Origin of the sequence: Yoonia maritima (genome assembly GCF_003003285.1) — a bacterium.
GTDB classification, from domain to species: domain Bacteria; phylum Pseudomonadota; class Alphaproteobacteria; order Rhodobacterales; family Rhodobacteraceae; genus Yoonia; species Yoonia maritima.
Genome location: NZ_PVTP01000001.1, coordinates 1 through 20,402, shown reverse-complemented (window position 1 = coordinate 20,402; position 20,402 = coordinate 1). Strand labels below are relative to the sequence as shown.

Annotated in this window: 11 protein-coding genes; 4 read left to right on the top strand and 7 right to left on the bottom strand. The window is 50.9% G+C overall.

Features of this window, described 5'->3' with window-relative positions:
- Positions 1-71 precede the first annotated feature (71 nt).
- Positions 72-2,687 (bottom strand): beta strand repeat-containing protein, encoded by a 2,616-nt coding sequence (locus CLV80_RS00055; protein ID WP_106353464.1) that lies wholly within the window; start codon positions 2,685-2,687, stop codon positions 72-74.
- Positions 2,688-2,752: 65 nt separating this feature from the next.
- Positions 2,753-3,265, bottom strand: coding sequence for a DUF11 domain-containing protein (locus tag CLV80_RS00050; protein ID WP_165793274.1), 513 nt, complete (start codon positions 3,263-3,265; stop codon positions 2,753-2,755).
- A gap of 582 nt (positions 3,266-3,847) precedes the next feature.
- On the opposite strand from CLV80_RS00050, the gene CLV80_RS00045 reads away from it, so the two are divergent.
- Positions 3,848-4,333 carry a hypothetical protein gene (locus CLV80_RS00045; protein ID WP_106353460.1) on the top strand — a complete coding sequence of 162 codons (486 nt, stop codon included), beginning with the start codon at positions 3,848-3,850 and terminating at the stop codon, positions 4,331-4,333.
- A 69-nt stretch (positions 4,334-4,402) separates the two neighbouring features.
- Here the strand turns inward: CLV80_RS00045 and CLV80_RS00040 are convergent, their stop codons facing one another.
- Positions 4,403-5,011, bottom strand: coding sequence for a response regulator transcription factor (locus CLV80_RS00040; protein ID WP_106353458.1), 609 nt, complete (start codon positions 5,009-5,011; stop codon positions 4,403-4,405).
- 470 nt (positions 5,012-5,481) lie between these two features.
- On the opposite strand from CLV80_RS00040, the gene CLV80_RS00035 reads away from it, so the two are divergent.
- Together CLV80_RS00035 and CLV80_RS00030 are read left to right on the top strand one after the other, a co-directional pair.
- Positions 5,482-6,213, top strand: a complete 732-nt coding sequence (locus CLV80_RS00035) for a lysozyme family protein (RefSeq protein ID WP_106353456.1) — start codon at positions 5,482-5,484, stop codon at positions 6,211-6,213.
- A gap of 330 nt (positions 6,214-6,543) precedes the next feature.
- The gene (locus tag CLV80_RS00030; RefSeq protein ID WP_106353454.1) at positions 6,544-12,435 is read left to right on the top strand and encodes a GEVED domain-containing protein; all 5,892 of its coding nucleotides are present in this window, start codon (positions 6,544-6,546) and stop codon (positions 12,433-12,435) included.
- Positions 12,436-12,875: 440 nt separating this feature from the next.
- Here the strand turns inward: CLV80_RS00030 and CLV80_RS00025 are convergent, their stop codons facing one another.
- Positions 12,876-15,386, bottom strand: coding sequence for a hybrid sensor histidine kinase/response regulator (locus tag CLV80_RS00025; protein WP_243394322.1), 2,511 nt, complete (start codon positions 15,384-15,386; stop codon positions 12,876-12,878).
- 32 nt (positions 15,387-15,418) lie between these two features.
- Positions 15,419-15,934 carry a putative pterin-binding protein gene (locus tag CLV80_RS00020; protein WP_106353452.1) on the bottom strand — a complete coding sequence of 172 codons (516 nt, stop codon included), beginning with the start codon at positions 15,932-15,934 and terminating at the stop codon, positions 15,419-15,421.
- A gap of 422 nt (positions 15,935-16,356) precedes the next feature.
- Between CLV80_RS00020 and CLV80_RS00015 the strand changes: the two genes are divergently transcribed.
- The gene (locus CLV80_RS00015) at positions 16,357-16,971 is read left to right on the top strand and encodes a LuxR C-terminal-related transcriptional regulator (RefSeq protein WP_106353450.1); all 615 of its coding nucleotides are present in this window, start codon (positions 16,357-16,359) and stop codon (positions 16,969-16,971) included.
- A gap of 319 nt (positions 16,972-17,290) precedes the next feature.
- On the opposite strand, the gene CLV80_RS18730 is transcribed toward CLV80_RS00015, so the two are convergent.
- On the bottom strand, positions 17,291-19,672 hold the full coding sequence (locus CLV80_RS18730; RefSeq protein WP_106353448.1) for a Hint domain-containing protein: 2,382 nt from the start codon (positions 19,670-19,672) through the stop codon (positions 17,291-17,293).
- Positions 19,650-20,402 (bottom strand): IS3 family transposase (locus tag CLV80_RS00005; protein ID WP_106353445.1); only part of this gene is annotated, 753 nt, incomplete at its 5' end. The genes CLV80_RS18730 and CLV80_RS00005, both read right to left, overlap by 23 nt.

Below are 20,402 nucleotides of genomic sequence, written 5' to 3'. Positions count from 1 at the left end.
TGTCTCTCCCGATTTTGAACCGGGAGAGACTTTGTCATCAGCTACAAAAACGCTGTAGCCGTGAGTACGGTTTACTCATCCACCTTCACGGTGAATTCGAGTGTCGCGTTGCTGCCCGGATCAACAGTACCGTGAGAGCTGGCAATGTTCGGAGCAGTCGCTGTCGTCACTGTGCTGGTGCCGCTTGGTGTAACCGTCGCGTCACATGTGCCACCGCAATTTTCAAACGTGGTGTAAGCAGGGACAACGTCCTTGATTTCAACGTTTGCAACTGGCGCGGTGCCTGTGTTGCTGGCTTCTACACGGTAGCGGATACACTGGCCTGGCTCGACGTCTTGGCGGTCCTTCGTAAAGGCTCCGACAACACCTGTGCAGGTTGGATCGATGGCTTGGGTTTTCACCAAAGTCACGTCACCGGAAACAACCACGATACGATCTTCAACAGCGTTGTCTGCTGTATCGCCATCTGTCTTGGTCGCACCGTTCAGGCTCGTTGCCAACGTCAGTGTGCCGATTTCAGAAACACCCGGTACGGAACCTGCCTGCACACGGTAGATCAGCGATGCTGAATCACCTGCTGCAAGGCCACCGATATCATCAAAGTTGTCGATGACAGGATCAGATGGATCAAGGACACCATCAGCGTTCTGATCCCAGTAGATTGCACCAGAGAAGTCAGTCAAACCACTTTGCGTGATCGCACCTTCAGTGATTGTGATGTTACTTTCGTTGGTGATAGTGTGACGGATATCGACAACACCACCCGGTGCAGCTTGGACCGTCTGATCCGCAACGATTGCAACGTCGATGACCTCGTTCACAGTGACTTGGTTAACGATACTATCGCTTTGACCTGAAACAGGCGACGTGAGTACGATTTCAACCAGTTGATCCTGTGGTGCGGCACCATCTTCAGGTGTGATCACGACAACGATATCAGCGATCGCGCCAGATGGGATTGTGCCAGTGTTGGTTACAATTGTGCCGTCTGCCAATTGGAATTCGACCGACCATCCTGCAGGCAGTGGAGCTGCCAAAGACAGGTTGTAGCTGTCAGACGTTGGACCTTGGTTTTCGATCGACATCGGGAAGCTAACTGCAACGCCAGGATCTGTATTTGTGATCACCCATGGGTTGCCACCGTTCGTAGGCGCAGCGCCGTCACCTTCGGAACCCGCGACGCGGTTTTCCAAATCGACCGAAGCAGCCTGAACAGCACCTGTGAATTCAGCAGTCGAGCTGTTCACTTGGCCTGATGCTTCCGAAGTCGCATCCACTGTCGCTGTGTAGTTCGTTGCGCCAGCAGCTGTAGGTGCTGTGTTGCTTGGCAATGTTGCTAGCAAGGTCACTTTCGTTGCTTCACCCGGTGCAAGTGGTCCGACACTGCCAACAACTGGCGTGATGCCATCAGCGCCAACAAAGCGGAAGGATGTGCCTGCTGGAAAATCAACATCTGCAAAGTCGAGCGTATAGCTGTCAATTTTGTTAGAGTCGTTTCCAACAACGAATTCGAACGCAATGACACCACCTTGTGACACGTCACTGGTTTCAGTCACTTCGTCGTCACCTGCAGCGCCATCATCCGTTGCCGAACGTACAATAGTTGTATCAGCTTGCGTGTACGTATCGTCCATCACATGCGCGTACTGCGGATCAACTGTAACAGACGCGGTATTTGATGGTGGATAGTTGCCAGTCACGTCAGACTGTGTGGCTGTGTTTTCAATCAAACCAGCATCAGCAAGCGTGCCGATTGTTGTTTCGAATGTAACCGACCCTGTACGACCTGGATCAACGTTTGAGATTGTAAAATCGATCGTGTTTGTGGCCGCGTTGACTTGGTAGACGATTGTTTCGCCAGAGCCGTTCGTTGCATCGACACCGGTGCCGTTTGTTTCATCCATGCCACCCGCTACAGCGCGATCTGACCACTGAGCAGAGTTGACCGTGTATGGTAGGTTCGTGTCGATAATGTCTTCGACCGCATATGCTGTCGCTGCAGCCAAGCCGGTGTTCGAATAGGTCAACGTGATCGTGACCGTATCGCCTGCGTCAACGATATTTGGGTCGCCTGCGCTTTTGTCGACAACCATCGATTTGACCAACTCCATAATCGCTTGCGATGAAACTGTCAGAGTATCGGTGTTCGTCGATGTAACAGCAGCTGTCAGGATACTGGCTGCGGCAACTGTCAGCGTTTCTGTCTGACCAGCCGTTGCTGTTGACGGCGCTGTTGCATCAATGACAACACCAAAGCGTTCGCCTGCGGCCAATGTTGGTGTTTGTGTAATTGGAGTGGCGTTATCCGCGACACCATCCATGTCGGCATCAGCGTAGAACGTCACAGACGCAAAATCATAACCGCCCGCGCCTTCAGTCGCAGTCAGCGCAAACGCATCTGGACCGTTACCATCGTTGGTGATGATGTGCGGCAAGAATGCCTTACCACCGGGTGCGACTTTTTCTGTGTTGTCGGACGTCAATGTCACGCCTGCAACTTGCTGAACAACAGTTTCAACTTTGTTTGATGTCACGGTAATCGTGTCACCTGCGCCGTTTGTATATGTCGCAACCGCTTGGTTGCCGATCACAGTCCCTGCGTCAGGTGGCGCAGCAAATGCCGTCGATCCAGCGAATGCTGCTGCAACGAGAGCGCTGCTCGAGAGTAAGATTTTTTGATATTTCACTGTCTTGTACCTTTTCTACGATTTAAAATTGACAAACCCGACCAAACTGAGCGGGCTTCGTCCGCTCAGTTAACGACCACCCGATAGGTGTTTAATGTCGCCTCGCCGCCAGCGAGGGCGACCTCCAAGTTCCAACGCACCGCCTCGATGGCTTCAGCGGGAACAGGTTCTTGAATTTTCGTACCGTCTTCGGCGATCACGGTGCGCATTGCTGGCAACGTCGACCACTCCAGACCATCTTGATCCGGATCGATTTCGGCTTGGATTTCGAATTGCGCTTGAACGCTTGAATATTCGCTGCCCAGTGCGAGCGTGACGCCCTCCGGAACGGGTGCGAACACTGAAAGGCCATTCATCTCCATCTCAGTGTTGTTGCTGTGGGTCAGCGTGTATTCGATGATTTCGCCGGGACGCACTTCGCTGCGCTGCACAAGCATTTCTTCACCTTCGGCGGACATCTCAACGATTTTGTAATCCGCGGTGCTGCTCAGATCTTGGGCGACCGCCGTGTGCGCGACAAGTGCCAGCGCTGGAGCAAGCGAAAACTTGATCGCTGAAGCAATTGCATTGATAGACATAATTTCTTTTCCTTCTCTCAAGGGCCGACGCATCGTCAGCTAGGCATTTGAAATTGACTGCTCTGGGGCAATCCAGTGCAGGTCGATGTCTCAATATTTCTAGAAAGGAGGGGACAGCGGTATCCTCTCAAAAGGTCACCACATGGCTCTTTAGCTAAACGACTATCCGAAGGTGTAGGTAAGTATATTCGGCCTAGCAGAAGCTGAACGGTTACTGGTGCAAAGCGGGCGTGAAATTACCTTAGCTAAGGGAAAACACCCATTCTCACATCCTTTACAGCGGAGAATCGCAAAACCAATTTCCTTGGTTTTGTGAGAATTATCACAGTCAAATGAACAAATTCATCGTATCAATGAAGGTCAATATAGAACGGCTACTTGGCAACGTCGTTAAGAGAATATGCTGGCAATAGATGCAGCACAGCCAAGCTGAATGTCCGCTAAAGCACAGCACAGTTTATAGCTAAAACTTACAAAGTTGGGACATCGCATACTTGGAAATAAACTCAAACTTAGCAGTTTACCGTTTATCAAATGCCCATAAGGTCAGCAGGTCACCAAAGAAAAGAGGGATCCACATCTATGAGAAAACATCTGTTTGCAGTTGCTCTTACAACGATAGCCAGTCCCATTTTTGCTGAAAATTGTGAAATTCTGAAACCAGACGGGATCGCAGTTTTGATCGGGTCTAATCACATAAACGCACAACAAGATTTTGATGAATTCAACCCTGGCATCTTTGTTTCATGGGACTGTGACATGGCAAGTACACGGTTAGGGGTCCACAAAAACAGCTTTTCCAAAGTTGCAGCATCAGCCACGTTTACATCAGATTTTGTAAGCATAAGCGCGGGCGGCTTTTATGTTCATCCCTTTATTGGCTTTGCACATTATCCTAATACCGGTAGTGACACCCCCGTTAGCGTTGGCGGGTCAGACATAATTGCGATCGGTGGAATAGAGTTTACGCATGACAAAATCCCACTATTCATTCAGTATTTGCCCGGGGATGAACATTTGGGGGACTACGAACACCTTTGGACGTTCGGCTTTAAATTCTCACTTTAAAGCAACGCAAGGGTCCAATCAGAGTCGGAATACAAATGACGCACAGTGCAAAAAACTGGGTGCTTTCTTTTAGATCATATGTCGATCACGTGCGATCATTGCAGCTTGCGTTCTATTCTTGGCCTGAAGCTTACGGCACAATGTCTTCACATGCAGCTTGACCGTGACTTCCTGCAAATCGATGTCACGGGCGATTTCCTTATTGGATTTACCTTCGGCAATTCCTTTTAGCACCTGCTTTTCACGCAGGGATAATTGACTGGCGGCGGCATTCTCTTCTTCTTCTGCGGTCATGAAATCAAGCGGGGCGTAGATTTCCCCCATCACCATAAACTTCACCGCGTTAATCATCGATTTCGCAGCCATTGTTTTTGGCAAGAAACCAGCCGCCCCCATGCCCAACGCCTTTTCAGCCACGGATTTGTTCGCTGTTCCCGAAATCAACGCAACTGGGTTGCCCCCATTCACCGCAAGCGTGCGTTCAAGGCCCGCTAGCCCATTCATGCCTGGCATCTCGTAATCAAGGAGCACCAAAGCAAAAGGAGGGCTGTTTTGTATCGATGTAAGCGCATGATCCAAACTGGATGCTTGGACAACATTTTCGCCGTGCTCTTGTTGTAGGTATAAAGCAATCGTTTCGCGAACCATGTCGTGATCATCAGCAATTAAAATCTTCATCAGTACCCTCTTCTTTCCCCCCGCGAACCAAACGGACGGGCGACCATATTACTTTACTGCCACCTTCGCTAAGCGCGTCGTCGCGTTCCGTATCCATCAAAAACCGACGTTTCATATGCACTTATTCGAGAAGACACACGGCATCGAAGGTATCATACATAGAATTTACAATTGAATATAGCGTTGCACGCAGACCGTGCGATCTCAATAGAGATTCGACTGCAAGCCGTGCACCTAATCTGTAAAATCGGCCTATGGCAATATGACAACCGCCGGGTCAAAGCGGGAATCTGAGCAGCATATACGCCGCCCAGCGCGACACTACATTCGGCATCAACACTATCCTAAAGTCGCGTGAACTATCCTTTGTTCTTGTTAATTATCCTTTCTCTAGCACGCCAACCGCCGCGACGCATGGCAAGGTAACCGAGACAGAAATTATTGTTGTTACGTTGAACAAGGATACGAGTATGACCGGTATTAAACGACATATATTCATTTCCCTTTGCGCGCTTTTGGCTAGTCCTGCGGCGGCACAAGACATTGATTTATCGGGATTTTACAGCATTTCTAGCAGCCACGAATGGGACACCATATCGACTGCTCAGTTTTGGAAAGCGGCGCAAACGACGGGCGGCTTGAATCAATGGGTAGCAAGCCAACGACAGTCACATTCGCGGTTGCAGTTCCAAGCAAATGGAAGCTCAATATCAAGACTTCTGTCGTTGATTGCGGTCGCTGAAGCAGACTCGCGCGGATACGATACCATACACCATGGCGCAACACGGCTGCCAAGTGATTTACCCACGAATATGACTGTCGGACAGGTTCTGGCTTGGGTCGAGGCGACGCCACGTCAACCGCATGCAATTGGACGATATCAGTTCATTCCATCCACCCTACGGGATCTGATGCGCCGTGGCGGGTATTCCCACAACATGAGATTCTCGCCTGCTTTGCAGGACAACCTTGCCGATATCTTGCTGAAGGATGCTGGATATGACGCATTTACCGAAGGCCGCATTGGCCGCACACGATTTATGAACAACCTCGCAAAGGTTTGGGCTGGTTTGCCAACAAGTACCGGACGGTCCGCTTATGATGGCTATGCTGGCAACCGAGCAACCATCACTTGGGCCACATTTGACCGGGAAATGGCGTCTATTTTCAGACAGCCGACTGCCCCCCAACTGCGCTTCTGAACTAGTCAGGAACCGCCCACTTTGCGAGCGTTGTGTTTGCCCCCGGTTAGCTCTCTACCGGGGGCAAACCATTTTTTACTAACGCGTGATAAATTCAATCCAAGGGTGATCGCGCAAATATTGCATCGCAATGATGAAATCGAACTTCGGACAATGTGTGATACTATCCGGAAGTATAGTGTATCACCCGAATGCTCTAAGGTATGTGCATACGCTCTTTGGTGCACCGAGATGCAATTTACTAGGATGATATCTAAGCAGAACCATATTCCGCGCCGAAAACCCACAATCACAGGTTTAGGCGCGTATGGCTGACGAGAAAGTTGAATTATGTCGCGCCGACTATTTGGCACGTACAGAGAGGTTGATGTTGTGACGATTACAAAGAAATTCCCCTTGTCCTGTTCTGTCCGTCGCAAAGCGGGGCTGATGGCCCTCGCTTTGGCATCGCTGTCGACAGCAGTCGCACCGACCAAAATGCAAGCTGGCGATTTCAGCCTCGATTGGAGCGTGATCGATTGGCCGGAGGGTGCTCTTGGCCCATTCACATATGTTCTGAAAGACCAATATGGCTTTGAAATTGACACGGCTATCCAAGCTTTTGGTACGTTCGCAAGTTATGGTCCAGCAAGTTCCCCGAACGACGACACTATTTTTGGCGGCAATGTAGAAAGCCTGATTCTCGTCGCGGATGCACCCGCAGGACAGGCCAATATCGGTGATGCGACCGTCAGCACATCTATCAGCTTTTCATCCGGCGGGATCGGATTTCCTGTCGATAGCTTACAAATTAGCGTCGTTGATATTGACGCATCAGATAATAACAACGCGAGCGACCGATGTGATTTTGTGACCATCACCGGCGACAACGGGAACCCTACGCTGGCAACGGTTGCAGCGACACCTGTCGTGCTCGTAGGACCCGGCGTTGGGTCAGGTGGGACCGGTGCACTTGCTGCAAACCAGGCGCAATGTATATATGTTGACGGCTTTGGCACGTCGCCGAGCTCACCCAATGATGATACCGGAACGGTCGTCGCAACCTTTCCAAACGATACATCCACGGCAACAGTATTTTATGATGAATCCATCGGTAACGTGCGTCCTTTGTTTTTCGGTGAAAATCCGGCAGCACGTGGCGGCGGGTTCTTTTCTGATGCAGATTTCAACGTACCGCAGACCATATCGCTCTCTCGGACAGTGTCGCCCGCAACCGGGTTTGCCGGCGACAGCGTAACCTACCAATATGTTGTAACAAATACTGGCGCCCTCCCCTTTAACACGAACCAAGACATCATTATTGAAGATGACCTTTTGGGAACGGTGACTTGCCCAGCGATCTCTGCCCCTGTTGCGCCCGGCGGAACAGTAACATGTACGGCGCCCTACACCGTAACTGCCGCTGATGTACTCACTGGTGCGGTTGACAGTTCGGCCACGGCAGGCATCGGCACAATTGGGCAACCATTTGTTTCGCGCTTGCAGTCGAATCCACAGACATTGGCACTTTCGACGCTTTTGTTACCAGGCCAGCCGGGCCCACAAACCTGTACGCCAGTGTCGTTGCTGAATAAGCCACGCACACAGCTTGCTGGTTCAGGAAGCGCGGCATCGCCCACGACAAATGACGTATTTTTATACGAAGACGTGACAACAGATTCGAGCGGCAATGCAATCGATGTCATCTTTCAGCTAACGCAAATCAGCAACGCGATTGATTTGCGCCTCTCGACGAGTTTCGAAGCGCGCATGATCCCCGTTGACAACGGTTATGTTACGTACAACATACGCTTAGTGCAGGATGGTTCGGCCACCCCTGCCAACCCGCAAGGCACAGTGATTGATCAAAGTCGCGTAAACGGTCTTATCTTCCAACAAACTGATGTCGACAGCCGCGGAGCTAGCGATGATTCATCTGATGTCGTTGGCACAATTGAACCCGCGACAGCGATCTCATTTTTCAACACGGCCCCGCTAGCGTCGTTCTCAAGCGGCGGTTCCGCCATCGCTATGGACCCGGCTAAAACAGGTAACCCGCTTGATTGGACGGACGAACCCAACGAAACAGATTTTGACAACTACGTAACCTACGAATTCGATACATTCACAGAAGGTGAGTTCATTCATGGATATACTGGTACTTCAACAAATCCAGCGACTCGCGGATCTGGTATCTTGCTCTGTGCCATTTCGAACATCTCAGCGAACGTTGTTGCCGAAGATGACGATTACACCGCTTCACCGGTAAATACGCTTGCTGGCGGTACCGCTGGCGAGGTGATGACCAACGATACAATCAACGGACTCCCTGCTACACCGCTGAATGCAACCATAGAAGTCATTAGCCCAGCCACACCAGCAAATGCGGGCGATCCTGTTCCGGTGCTAGAAACCGCCGGCGCAAACGCTGGCCGCGTTGTGGTGCCTGTCGGCGTACCTGCTGGTGTTTACGAGATTGAATATCGGTTGTGTGATGCAATTACTCCGGACGATTGTGACCGTGCCAAAGTCACTGTATCCGTTTTCGAAGGTAATGGTTTTGACTTTGGTGATGCACCTGTCAGCTATTTGACGGCCCCGCACTCTGTCCCTGATATACCGACGATCTATCTTGGTACGGTCCCACCGGATGCAGAGTTTGTGGCGCAGTCTGACGCGGCAGCGACCGCAGATGACTTGCTCGACACCGACGATGAAGAATCCATCGTATTTCCGCTTCTCACTCAAGGGACAATCAGCACACTTGATATTACCGTGACCGGCAATGGGGCATTGCAAGGGTGGATCGACTTTAATGGCAACGGCCTATTTGAAGAGACTCTTGGTGAACGTGTTGCTGTAGATTTGCGCGACGATGGTACGGCATTTGATAATGTTGCGGGCGATGGCGTGATCCAAGTTGATGTCGCTGTTCCATCTGACGCGACAACGAATACAACTTTCGCTCGGTTTCGGTATTCATCCAGCACAGGTCTAAGCCCATCTGCATTTGCAGTCGACGGCGAGGCCGAAGATTATTCTCTCGTCATTGCTGCGGCCGACTTTGTTGACCGTGGTGATGCACCTGCAAGCTATGGTGATCCGCGCAATATTATCGTCAACGAAATCTACCTCGGCGCAGCTCTGCCTGACTCTGAAACTGTTCCACAACATAGCGTTGAGGCCGACGCAGATGACTTTGCAGGAGCCGATGATGAAGATTCCATTGTCTCATTCCCAATCCTTGAGGCTGGAACAACGGTATCGTTAACAGTGCAAACACATGAAACACTCAGCGCACAGCTCGCACTTGGTATTCCTGTGACAGAAGGTATTACGAACCTACAGGTTTGGATCGACTTTGACCAAAACGGAATTTTTGATGCGTCAGAACAAGTCGCAACAGACTACCGTGACGGTGGCACTGGCGACACCGACGGGGTGTTCAACAACCAAATCAGCCTAGACATTGCTGTGCCTAACAACATTGTAAGTGGCTACAGCTACGCCCGGCTGCGTTGGTCGACATCTAGTGGCTTTGCTGCAGATCCATTTGATGGATTGAATTTTGACGGCGAGGTCGAGGACTACCGAGTTGTGCTATCTGCGGGTGCTGTCCCGTTCACATGTGACGGGACTCTCTACCGCATCGCGCGGGTTGATTCACAATTGCAGCGTTTAGTATTCACCGAAGATGGATCTGGTGGCCACACGATTGATGTCACGAACATCGGTTCACCTGCGGGTGTCGCGTATAACGGTGGCTGGGGTTACAACGCTATTGATGGGCTGTTCTACGGCGTGCGCGAATTTGAACGTGACCTTGTACAGCTTGATTCTTTGGGCCGTTTCAATGTTGTGGCAGCGCTCCCACTATCCGCAGCAACGGGTTATAACTCGGGCGATATTCTATCCAATGGGGTGATGATCTATCAGGTTCAAAATACAAACGACTTCCAACTGTTAGATATCAGCGATCCTTTGAACCCCATTGATCTGGGACGTGTGACGCTGACATCATCTGTTGACCCGTTCGACATTGCATTCAACCCAAATGACGGAATGATCTATGGCGTAAACCATGTAACAAATCGCCTATTCTATTTTGATCCCGCGGGTGGTGCAGCTGGCACACGCACGCCCGTTGAGTTTGGCCCTGCAGTTTGGACAGCGGACTATGGCGCGATCTGGTTTGACTTTTATGGCCGTATGTACGTGAACCAAAACATATCAAACGAAATGTACGAAGTTGATGTAGGCATCGCGGGTAATGGCTCTGCAGAGCGTCAGCTTATCAGCGTACTGAGCATCAGCGAAGAATTCCGCAACGACGGCGCAGGTTGTCCATCACGGCTTGGACCACTTCCTCCAGAAGGTGCCTTAGCTGGGACAGTTTACGAAGATACCAATGGGTCTGGCGCGTTCGAGATTGGTGAAACAGGTATCCCTAACATCTCCGTCGACGTTTATAATGACAACGGCACGCCGGGAACGACCGTAGACGACACATTGGTTACATCTGTCGTAAGCACAGCCGATGGCAGCTATCTTGTGGAAAACCTATCGGCGCAATTCACCTATCGGATCGAAGTCGAAGAAAATGATGCCGACCTTCCACCCGGATATACCTCAGCGACACCTAACCCCCTGTCAGGGATCAGGGTAACCGCTGGTAGTACACGTGGCGGACTGGACTTTGGCTTTATCGCTGGACTGGCAGATCTATCTATCATCAAGACTGTCGAATTGGCAGCCGATGGGTCAACGATAACATCTGCCCTTGCAGGTACAGAACTAGACTTTGTTTTGGCTGTGACCAACGATGGCCCGGCAGCTGTAGCAGGGGTTCTTGTGAACGACATCCTGCCCAGTGGGTTTGCATATGTTTCAGATGATGCTGCGGCACAGGGCGACACCTATGATCCGGCAACCGGACTTTGGACCGTCGGCAGTGTTGCGATCGGCGCGACTGAGACGCTTAAAATTCGCGTAACGATGCTGGCAACCGGCAACCACACCAATGTCGCCGAAATCACGGCAAGTTCGGTCGAAGATCCTGACAGTGATCCAGGCGTCGGCATTGTCACCGACGATCTGAACGACGGTATTGCGGACGACGACGAAGCAAGCGTGACAGTCGTTCTAGATACGGGCGAACGCTTGCTCTCTGGCACCGTGTTCCTAGACAATGGCATCAACAGCGGCACGCCCCATGATGCGGTGCCAAATGGCGCCGAAGTCGGCACCCAAAGCGCAGTTCTGTCGATCTTGGATGGATCAGGTAGCCTTATCGCTAACCCAACCATCGCAGCAGACGGAAGCTGGGCCTACGGATTGGACGGCGCATACACTGGCCCACTAACGGTCACGGTCACCCCGCTACCCGGCCTGATAGCGGTCTCGGAAAACACAACTGGCCTACCTTCTTTGGTCAACAGTGATCCGCACGATGGCCGTTACACTTTCACGCCAGATGCGAACAGCAACTACGCAGGCTTGGACTTAGGCTTGGTAAAGGCCCCGACTCTCACGCGTGATCAAGAAGCGAGTGTTGAAAGCGGCCAAGTCGTTGCACTTCGTCACGAATACACCGCATTCACATCAGGCACTGTCGACTTTTCCTATGCCAACCCTGCGATGTCACCGGCGAACAGCTTTAGCGCGACGCTGTATCGTGACCTAGGCTGTGACGCGACACCGGACACCGTCATCACGGCTCCGATTTCAGTCTCTACCGGGGATCGCGTGTGCCTCGTTTCGCGTGTCACTGCGAACTCTGGCATTGGAGCGGGAAGCGCGTACACCTACGATATCATCGCATCGACATTGCTGACCAACACCACTGTGGTGAGCACCAGTAAAAACACCGACCGGGTTGTTGCTGGGGGCGGCGAAGGTCGGTTAGAGCTGTCAAAGACCGTCCGCAATATCACTCAAAACACCCCCGAAGGCGCGTCAAACGGAGGTGCGATAGGCGACATTCTACAATACCGCATCTACCTATCAAACCCGAGCGACACCGTCGCAACGGACGTGATCATCTATGACAAAACCCCGTCGTACACGGCGCTAGCATCCCCTATCGCAAGCCCCACGACATTGGGTAATGGTCTGATCTGCGTGGTATCTGAGCCAACCAACAACGTGGCGGGATATGCTGGCTCACTCCGCTGGGATTGCACTGGCGTTTATGAACCAGGAGAAGCAGATTCCGTGTCATTCGACGTCACGATTTCCCCATAAGACGATCACCGGGCAGTGATTTGTCACGGTCCGGTGATCTTCAATTGGTAAAATAAACCTGCCACGCTGTCGCGCAGCTACGATGCCTCGCGATAGCGTATTTCGTTTGAGAGCCCCGTGTTTGGCCCAGAGCTTACAACCAAAAACAGCCGCATGAATTCTATGGCTGAACCCCATTAAAAATGGGGGGTATCGCCATGCGTGCAGGCATTCCGGCGTGGCAGTACCTAGGTACGAGGCTACGACCCGCTCAGCGGCTTATGTTCAGCAACGACGACACGCTATCACACGATGTACTGTTAAACTAACTATGTTGTGTGGTCTCGCTTTGATAACGAACGCGATGCATTGACAGAACACAATGTGGATCTGTTACAGATCAAGATCGCATCCGGTCATTAAGGCAAAGCAGCAAACAGTGTGGCCCGTTGTCGTAGGTTTTAAACCCACTCTTTAACGGAACCCCAAACCTCTGGTAGGGATGCAACTGCCGTCGCGACCTTATCACGTTGGTCGGCTTTGGCTGCGTTCTCGATGTCGATCAGCTTTGTACGGTAATCAGTCGCACCAAAGACAGCGGCGCTGCCTGCAACTTTGTGGCAGCGCGCGGCGACTTCAGTCAGCTCATGAATTTGGACTTCTCTCAGCCATAGATGCAGTTCATCGACCTCGGTGATGAACTGAACTTTGAGCTGCTCGTAGGCTTCTTCACCTAAAATTTCGCGCATTTCATTTTGGTTTTTGTTGTCAGTCATTACAGGATCATTCTCCCGAATTTCGTTTGAAATGCGATGAAGCACCTCTAACAATGCAATCCGCGACAATGGCTTTGTCAACACTCCATTCATGCCGTCTTTGATAAAGGCTTGTTGTTCGTTCGCCATTGCATTCGCTGTCAGAGCGATAATAGGGGTTTTCGAACATTTCCCTGTGCCGCCACGGATCGCGCGTGTTGCGGCACGCCCATCCATAATTGGCATACTTATGTCCATTAATATCAGGTCAAAGGCATGCTCGGCTGCGATTTCGACCGCAGCGGCGCCGTCGTGAACTTCGGTGGTTGTATGACCGTCAGCGTGCAACATACCCCGTACAACGGCACGGTTTATCTCGTTATCCTCCACGACGAGAATATTGAGCCCAATACTCGTTTGATCTGGCGTCGGTTCGAGCACGTCATCAACCACTGCTTCAGTCGCCTTCAGCGGAAGTGTGACACTAAATGTGCTACCCTCACCCACTACGCTAGTCACAGTGATCTCTCCGCCCATGGCCGTTGCAAATCGGCGCGCAATACTAAGACCCAGCCCCGTTCCGCCAACTGTGCGGTCGTAAGCTGTTGTCCCCGTCACAAAGTCGTCGAAAATCCGCGACCGTAGTTTTTCATCAATGCCTTGCCCTGTGTCGGCAACATTAAAACGCACTTCATAATTGTCCGCTTCAATATTTCTAGCGGCAATCGAAACCATAACGCTGCCTGCCTTGGTGAATTTCACGGCATTACCGACAAGGTTCATCAAAATATGCTGCAACCGATCTGGATCAGATAGAACCCATTCTGTCGGCTCACCCTCCCATTTCCAATCGACGGTTGTAAGATTGGCAGACGCCATTCCACTTTGACTATCAACGATCGCTTGAATCAAATCAGCGAGGTTCACGGGAACCTCACGTAATGCGAGCTGACCAACGTCATAACGCGAAATGTCTAGCACGTCTGTTACGTGCCTCAGCAACAGGTCGCCTGATGTTTTCATATTGCGGATATACCGCTCTTGTTGATGAGAAAGCTGCGTATCTTGTATTAAGGCAAGATTGCCTAGCAACCCATTGAGAGGCGTACGGATTTCGTGGCTCATGGTCGCCAAAAAGTCAGTTTTCAATCGATCCGCAGCAAGCGCCCGATCACGCGCTGAAATAAGTTCTTTTTCGGCCTTAACGTTTGCAGAAATGTCACGGACAAACGCAATAAAAATTTCACCCGCATCTGTGTTTGCGGACTGTACCGCAAGCTCGACAGGAAAGACCTCACCGTTGGAACGCTTGGCTTCAAGTTCCACCCGGCCTTTACCAACGATATAGCGTTCCCCGCCTGTCCGCAGGCGTTTCATCCCTCGCTTGTGCGCTGCCTGCAAGTGCTCAGGCACAATCAATGGGCCAAGCGTATCGCCCAAAACTTCGCTTGTGCGATAGCCGAACATAGATTCAGCCGCAGCATTAAACGCCAAAATTTGTCCGGTGGAATCAACGACAATCACACCATCCAACGACGTCTGAATAACCGTGTTCATCCGTTCAGCATATTCTTGCAATTCGCGCCGGCGATTGATGTTCAAAAAATTCAAACGCCGCAAGTAATAGATCGCTAAGGCAAGAACAAAAATCAGAACCAACACAAGCACTGCAAGCTGGAGCAAGGTCGTCGCAAAGACCTGGCGCCGCCGGTCCGCTTCGGTGGCAAAGTAATCTAAGGCAGAGTTCGCAATCTGCCGGACCTGCGGGCGCATAAGTTCTGCACTTTCCATCATTCCAACAAGACCAGCACGCACAACAGCATCATCGCTGTCAATGAGGGGAACAGTCTCGTCTAGAAACTGCCGTACATTTTCAAGTGCAATTGCGTAAGCCTGCTGTTCTTGCAAAGCGCGATATACTGACGCCGATTGCAGTGTATCGATGCGACTGTAAAAAATATCAAATCGTTTGCGCATTTCCTGAAGCCCGATATCAGGGCTGCCAACGATCATATTGATTTGCTTTGTGAATTCGAGGAACTCTACTTCCGTCTGTGAAACGGTCCATTGAACATTGTCAGAGCTAGCCGACGCCAACGCGTCTAAATCGCGCGCTACCGCACTTGATAAAAATGCGATGGCGCCCATAATAGCAAAGCCCGCAAACACGAGATACGCGTGGCCGATCCAACGTTGTTTGGACACATCGATCTTCAACGGTCGCCCCCCCCTCGGCGGGATCGCTCGCACTATTGTACGATTTCGATCCGATCCAGCTGCCAGATGCTGCGCGAATAAATAACTTCGCTGCGGTAGTCGGCGCTATCATCATAGGGGTACACGATCCACAATGGCCCCTTGTCGCGAATAGACATAAAATCATCATTCAACATGTAGGCAATCATAGGCCCGCCTTCCACGACGTCTGAAACTGGAATTTCAACTGTATAGTCGTTGATTGCGGTCGCCAGCAAAGTACCGGTAGAAACCTCAAGACATTCAAGTAGTACATCCAACGGTACGCCCTGAAACGTCTGCAAGCCGTTTGTCCATATCGTGGCGGTTTCAATAATCGCAGCATCAATATCCATCAGCATCGCAAGATCAAACTGTGCGGTGTGGTCAATGTTCATGACACCAATATCGCCACTGACGGTCAAAATCACTTCATTCTCAGGTACCGTAAGTTCGTCCGCTTTTGCGCTACCGGTTGCAGCCACTGCAGCGGTCAAAGCGGATATGAAAATTCTTTTTACGTAGGACATCAATGTCTCCTAATTACTCACCTAGAACTTGTATTACATAAAACGACTGCTCACTCATTAAGGCAAATGTATAGACACCTACCCCAACGGGTAGGTGTCTTGTGCTAAGGCTCTCGAACGAACAACTGCCTTTAAGCACCCTGAGGAACTTTTAGACCGCGGCATCCCGCCACTAAACTAACTCACCCCGTTAGCAGCGCAGCGGGAGACAAATTAACTTACCTAGGCAAAATGTATTAAAGCTGCTCTAGCTCCAATCACGCAATTGGATAGGTGTATGGTGCAACTGAGCCGATTATGTACCTTTAGTGATGGGGGGGGCTCATCCGGATACACTTTTACTGCAAAATGTGACGTGACGTTCCATAACAAATCAGTACATAATCAACATCATACCCATGACGTGGTCGAAAGGATAATCTGTGAGAGTTTTGATAGCCGACGATCACGAGCTTCTTCGTGATACTCTTGTTATGTTTTTGGAAAACGGCAACGGCATGGAGGTCGCCGCTGTCGGAACCCTTGACGCTGCACACGTGCGCATCAAAGATGACCCACACTATGATCTTATCTTGCTCGACTATAACATGCCCGGAATGAACGGTCTTTCCGGACTTTCTAAAACTCTTGTTCTAGATGGCGGTCAACGTGTCGCTCTTATCTCTGGTGAAGCGACGCGCGAAATCGCAGAACAGGCGCTTGAAGCGGGCGCTGCGGGATTCGTCCCGAAAACTCTGCCCGCCAAGTCCATGATCAATGCGGTCCGCTTTATGGCGATGGGTGAACAATATGCCCCGCTAGACTTCATGACGAGCGCGGAAGAATCCCCCACGAACGCTCTTGCTGCAAAATTAACTGCTCGCGAACTTGATGTTCTAAAAGGCGTAACCGAAGGCAAATCCAACAAAGAAATCGCGCGTGATTTGGACATCACAGAGCCCACGGTAAAGCTTCATATGAAAACGCTATTCCGCAAGGTTGATGCGACAAACAGAACCCAAGCTGCGCTAATCGCGCGTGAAGCTGGGCTCTTTTAACTACCCGAAAGGATAGTTCCCCGTCGCTTTTGAGAACGCAAACAAGTCCTTTGCCCGAGTGCACAAGATAATTTTTTCTTTATCAATAAGGTTAAGAAGAAATCTACTAAGGCGCCTGACGCAAACACCACTCACGGAAATGACCTTCATCTGACGATTTAGGAAATGGCGCGCCTCATTAGACGTTATAATTGCGACCGACGACCTGCCCGTCTTGGTCCAGTTACGCTTCTTCGCAGAGTGGTAACTTCATGGTATGACTGCCGCTACGAAGTTACCGCTCTGAATTTTCTTTGAAAAACTTGTAGTTAAGCACCATTCAACGAAGTGATGCAGAACCATTCCACGTTTCCAAAAGCGCTCGATCGTTTTTGGCATGACGCGCGATTAAATTGCGGCGCGCAGGACCTTCGATAAGCGGCAGCGCCGGCTCACAACCATAGTCAATGTCGGCGATTTGCGGGAATATCGTTAGAATTTCCTCGCGTGCTTCATCAGAAACAGACCGCAGTGCCTCGGGACCAGTGAACAGGCTCTCTGATGGGGCACCATTCGCCAGAACCACTTCATGTTTTTCAAACATCATGTGGTAATAAGTGATATTATCAACGGTTTCGTCAATCAAGATACCAGGCATTTCAGTTAACTTAATCGCTACAACAAGAACATCTTGCTCGCCGAACATGCGCTGCGTGATTTTGGACGACACCTGCATTCGGTGCTGACGCGAAACCAACAGATCATGTTTGGGCAAACCGTTGCCAAGTGCACCTGCCGTGATACGAATTGGGCGCAGCTTCGGGTTATCAGCAAGCTCTTGTGCGGTCACTTCGCGCCCACCGATCCACTTGATCTCAAGCGACTGGCCCGCGGTGCTCATAATAAAATCACCAGTGGATAGGCGATTTATTTCCTGCTCACCTGCAGTCGTTTCAATCAACGTATCCGCTGCGAAACATGCCACGCCTGTTTGCTCAAGAAGCTCTGATGCTGTGATACCATCCAAGCCGGACAAACCGGTGATTGTACCGGTAAGTTCTGTATTATCGGTAAGATCGACATCGTCACCAGTCGCACTTTGGTTCAGCAAACCATCGTCGGCCAAATCGGCCTCGAGCTCTTTTTGGTTTGTATAGTATGGGGTCAGATCAATGTAGTCATTGTTGGTCGCGTCGCCATCATTAGCGTCAGTCGCACCAGTCCCAAAATCATTGATCGTTAAGCCTTCACCGTTTGTATAAACAAACGTATCATCCCCACCACCGCCGGTAGCGATATTGGTGCCAGCACCGCCACTGATCGTATCGTTGCCAGCACCACCGCTCAGTGTATCGTCGCCGATACCACCATCGAGCGTGTCATTCCCGGAACCACCATCAAGCGTGTCGTTACCGTCCCCGCCATCAAGCGAGTCATTATCTCCTCCGCCAGCGAGCGAGTCATCACCGGCACCACCGTCCAGAGTGTCGTTGCCAGTACCACCGATCAACGTATCGGCACCAATCCCACCATAGAGCGTATCGTCGCCAGCCCCACCATCAAGAATATCGTCGGAACCACTTGAAACCGGATCAAAGCTCAGCTCGGTTAGATCCACACGCTGGCTATTGGTTTCGCCGTTACTGTATTCGATCGTTATCCAAGATACCGGTCCGTTGATTTCAACCAACAACGAACCGTTCGGGTTCGCAGAGTTTAGGTTATCGCCGGTGTTATTCGCACGAGCGGTATCATTTCCTAACACCCCATCAGTGTCAGTCAACGTCATTGTTGGGCTACCTGTTAAGGTGACCTCAACCGGGTTACCGTCCGCATCAAACGCCTGAATTCGGATGACGTCGTTCCAATTATTGTCATCGATGTCGTTGATACGAAACGATACATTTTCAACTTCGTCAGGAACATCCGGGTTCTCGGGCGAAAAGCTAATCGTTGTTGTAGAGGTCGGCGTAACACCGTTACTCGCGTTACCACCGCCTAACCGAATAGCTTGTTGATCAACCTCGTCATCGAGGCCATCAATATACTGCCCTTCATTTGTCTCGTACGTGAACGTAGCGTTGCCACTTTGATCAACAAATGAATAACTTACATCAACGTTCCCGGCATTAACGGTGAATCCGTTGCTTACATCATCGCCGTTATCGATGATTGACCCGTCACCGCTGGGATCAGAGATATCACTGTAATCTACTGCAGTGGTTTCGCCCGGCGACCCGCCATCGCCGGTTAAGGTATCGTTTCCTCCCCCGCCCGAAATCGTATCGTTTCCATCACCGCCGGTTAACTCGTCGTCACCTGAGCCGCCCGTGATCGTGTCCGCCCCACCGCTACCGTCGGCAACTAAATTGGATGTGGTCCCTGATGCGTCAATAACCTCGTCAGCATTGGTCAGCGTCAGATCATCGACCATCTCAAGTGATTGCGTATCGGTAATATCGATACCGTTCTCGAACGTGGTGGTAACAACTAAAGATTCCACCGTTCCATCAAGATCATCGTCGTAAAACCAGTTGGACTGCCCGATCAGATTTGAATCGCGTTCGACATCATCAGGAACAGCATCTACGCCAAGGTTTTGGCTACCTATTTCGACACCGTTTTTGATGATGGTAAACTGCCCGGTTGCACTTGCCCCCAACCTTGGACCACCTGGATCTAGATATTTCCGGCTTTCGTCAGATTGGTGGGCTGGTGTCACCGTCTGATTTTACTAGCATGATCGGAGACTTATTCCCGATCGCGCTGTGGGGCCGTTCTTCATTGTAGTATCTACGCCAAGTCTCCAACTTTTCTGCGGCATCTGCAAGGCTCAAGAACCAATGCGCGTTCAGACATTCTTGACGGAACTTGCCGTTGAAGGCTTCGATGAAGGCATTGTCGGTTGGCTTGCCCGGTCTGCTAAAATCTAGAACTACGCCCTTGTGGTAAGCCCACAGATCAAGGTCCCTTGAGATAAATTCCGGCCCATTATCGACTCGAATGGTCTTGGGGTAACCAATATCGACGCAGACCCTTTCAAGGGAATTTACGACATCTTCGCCGCGATAACTGAACTTGACGTCAAGAATGGGAACGTAGCGCGAGAACGTATCAATAACTGTCAGAACGCGTAATTTACGTCCCGTTGCCAACTGGTCATGCACAAAATCCATCGCCCAAACATCATTCGTCTGTACAGCGTCTTGTCTGTCATCGCGCAATTTGGCTTTGACACGCCGCTTCGGGGTCTTGTTGCGCAATTGCAGCCCCATTTCGTTGTAAATACGATAGGTTTTCTTGATGTTCACATGCCATCCCTCTCGTTGAAGCACAAAATGAACGCGTCGGTACCCATATCGAACGCGAGTCTCACAAATCTCTTTAATGCGCTTTTTCAACGCGGCCGGATCGGTGCGACGGGATTTGTAATGATAGCTTGAGCAATCAAA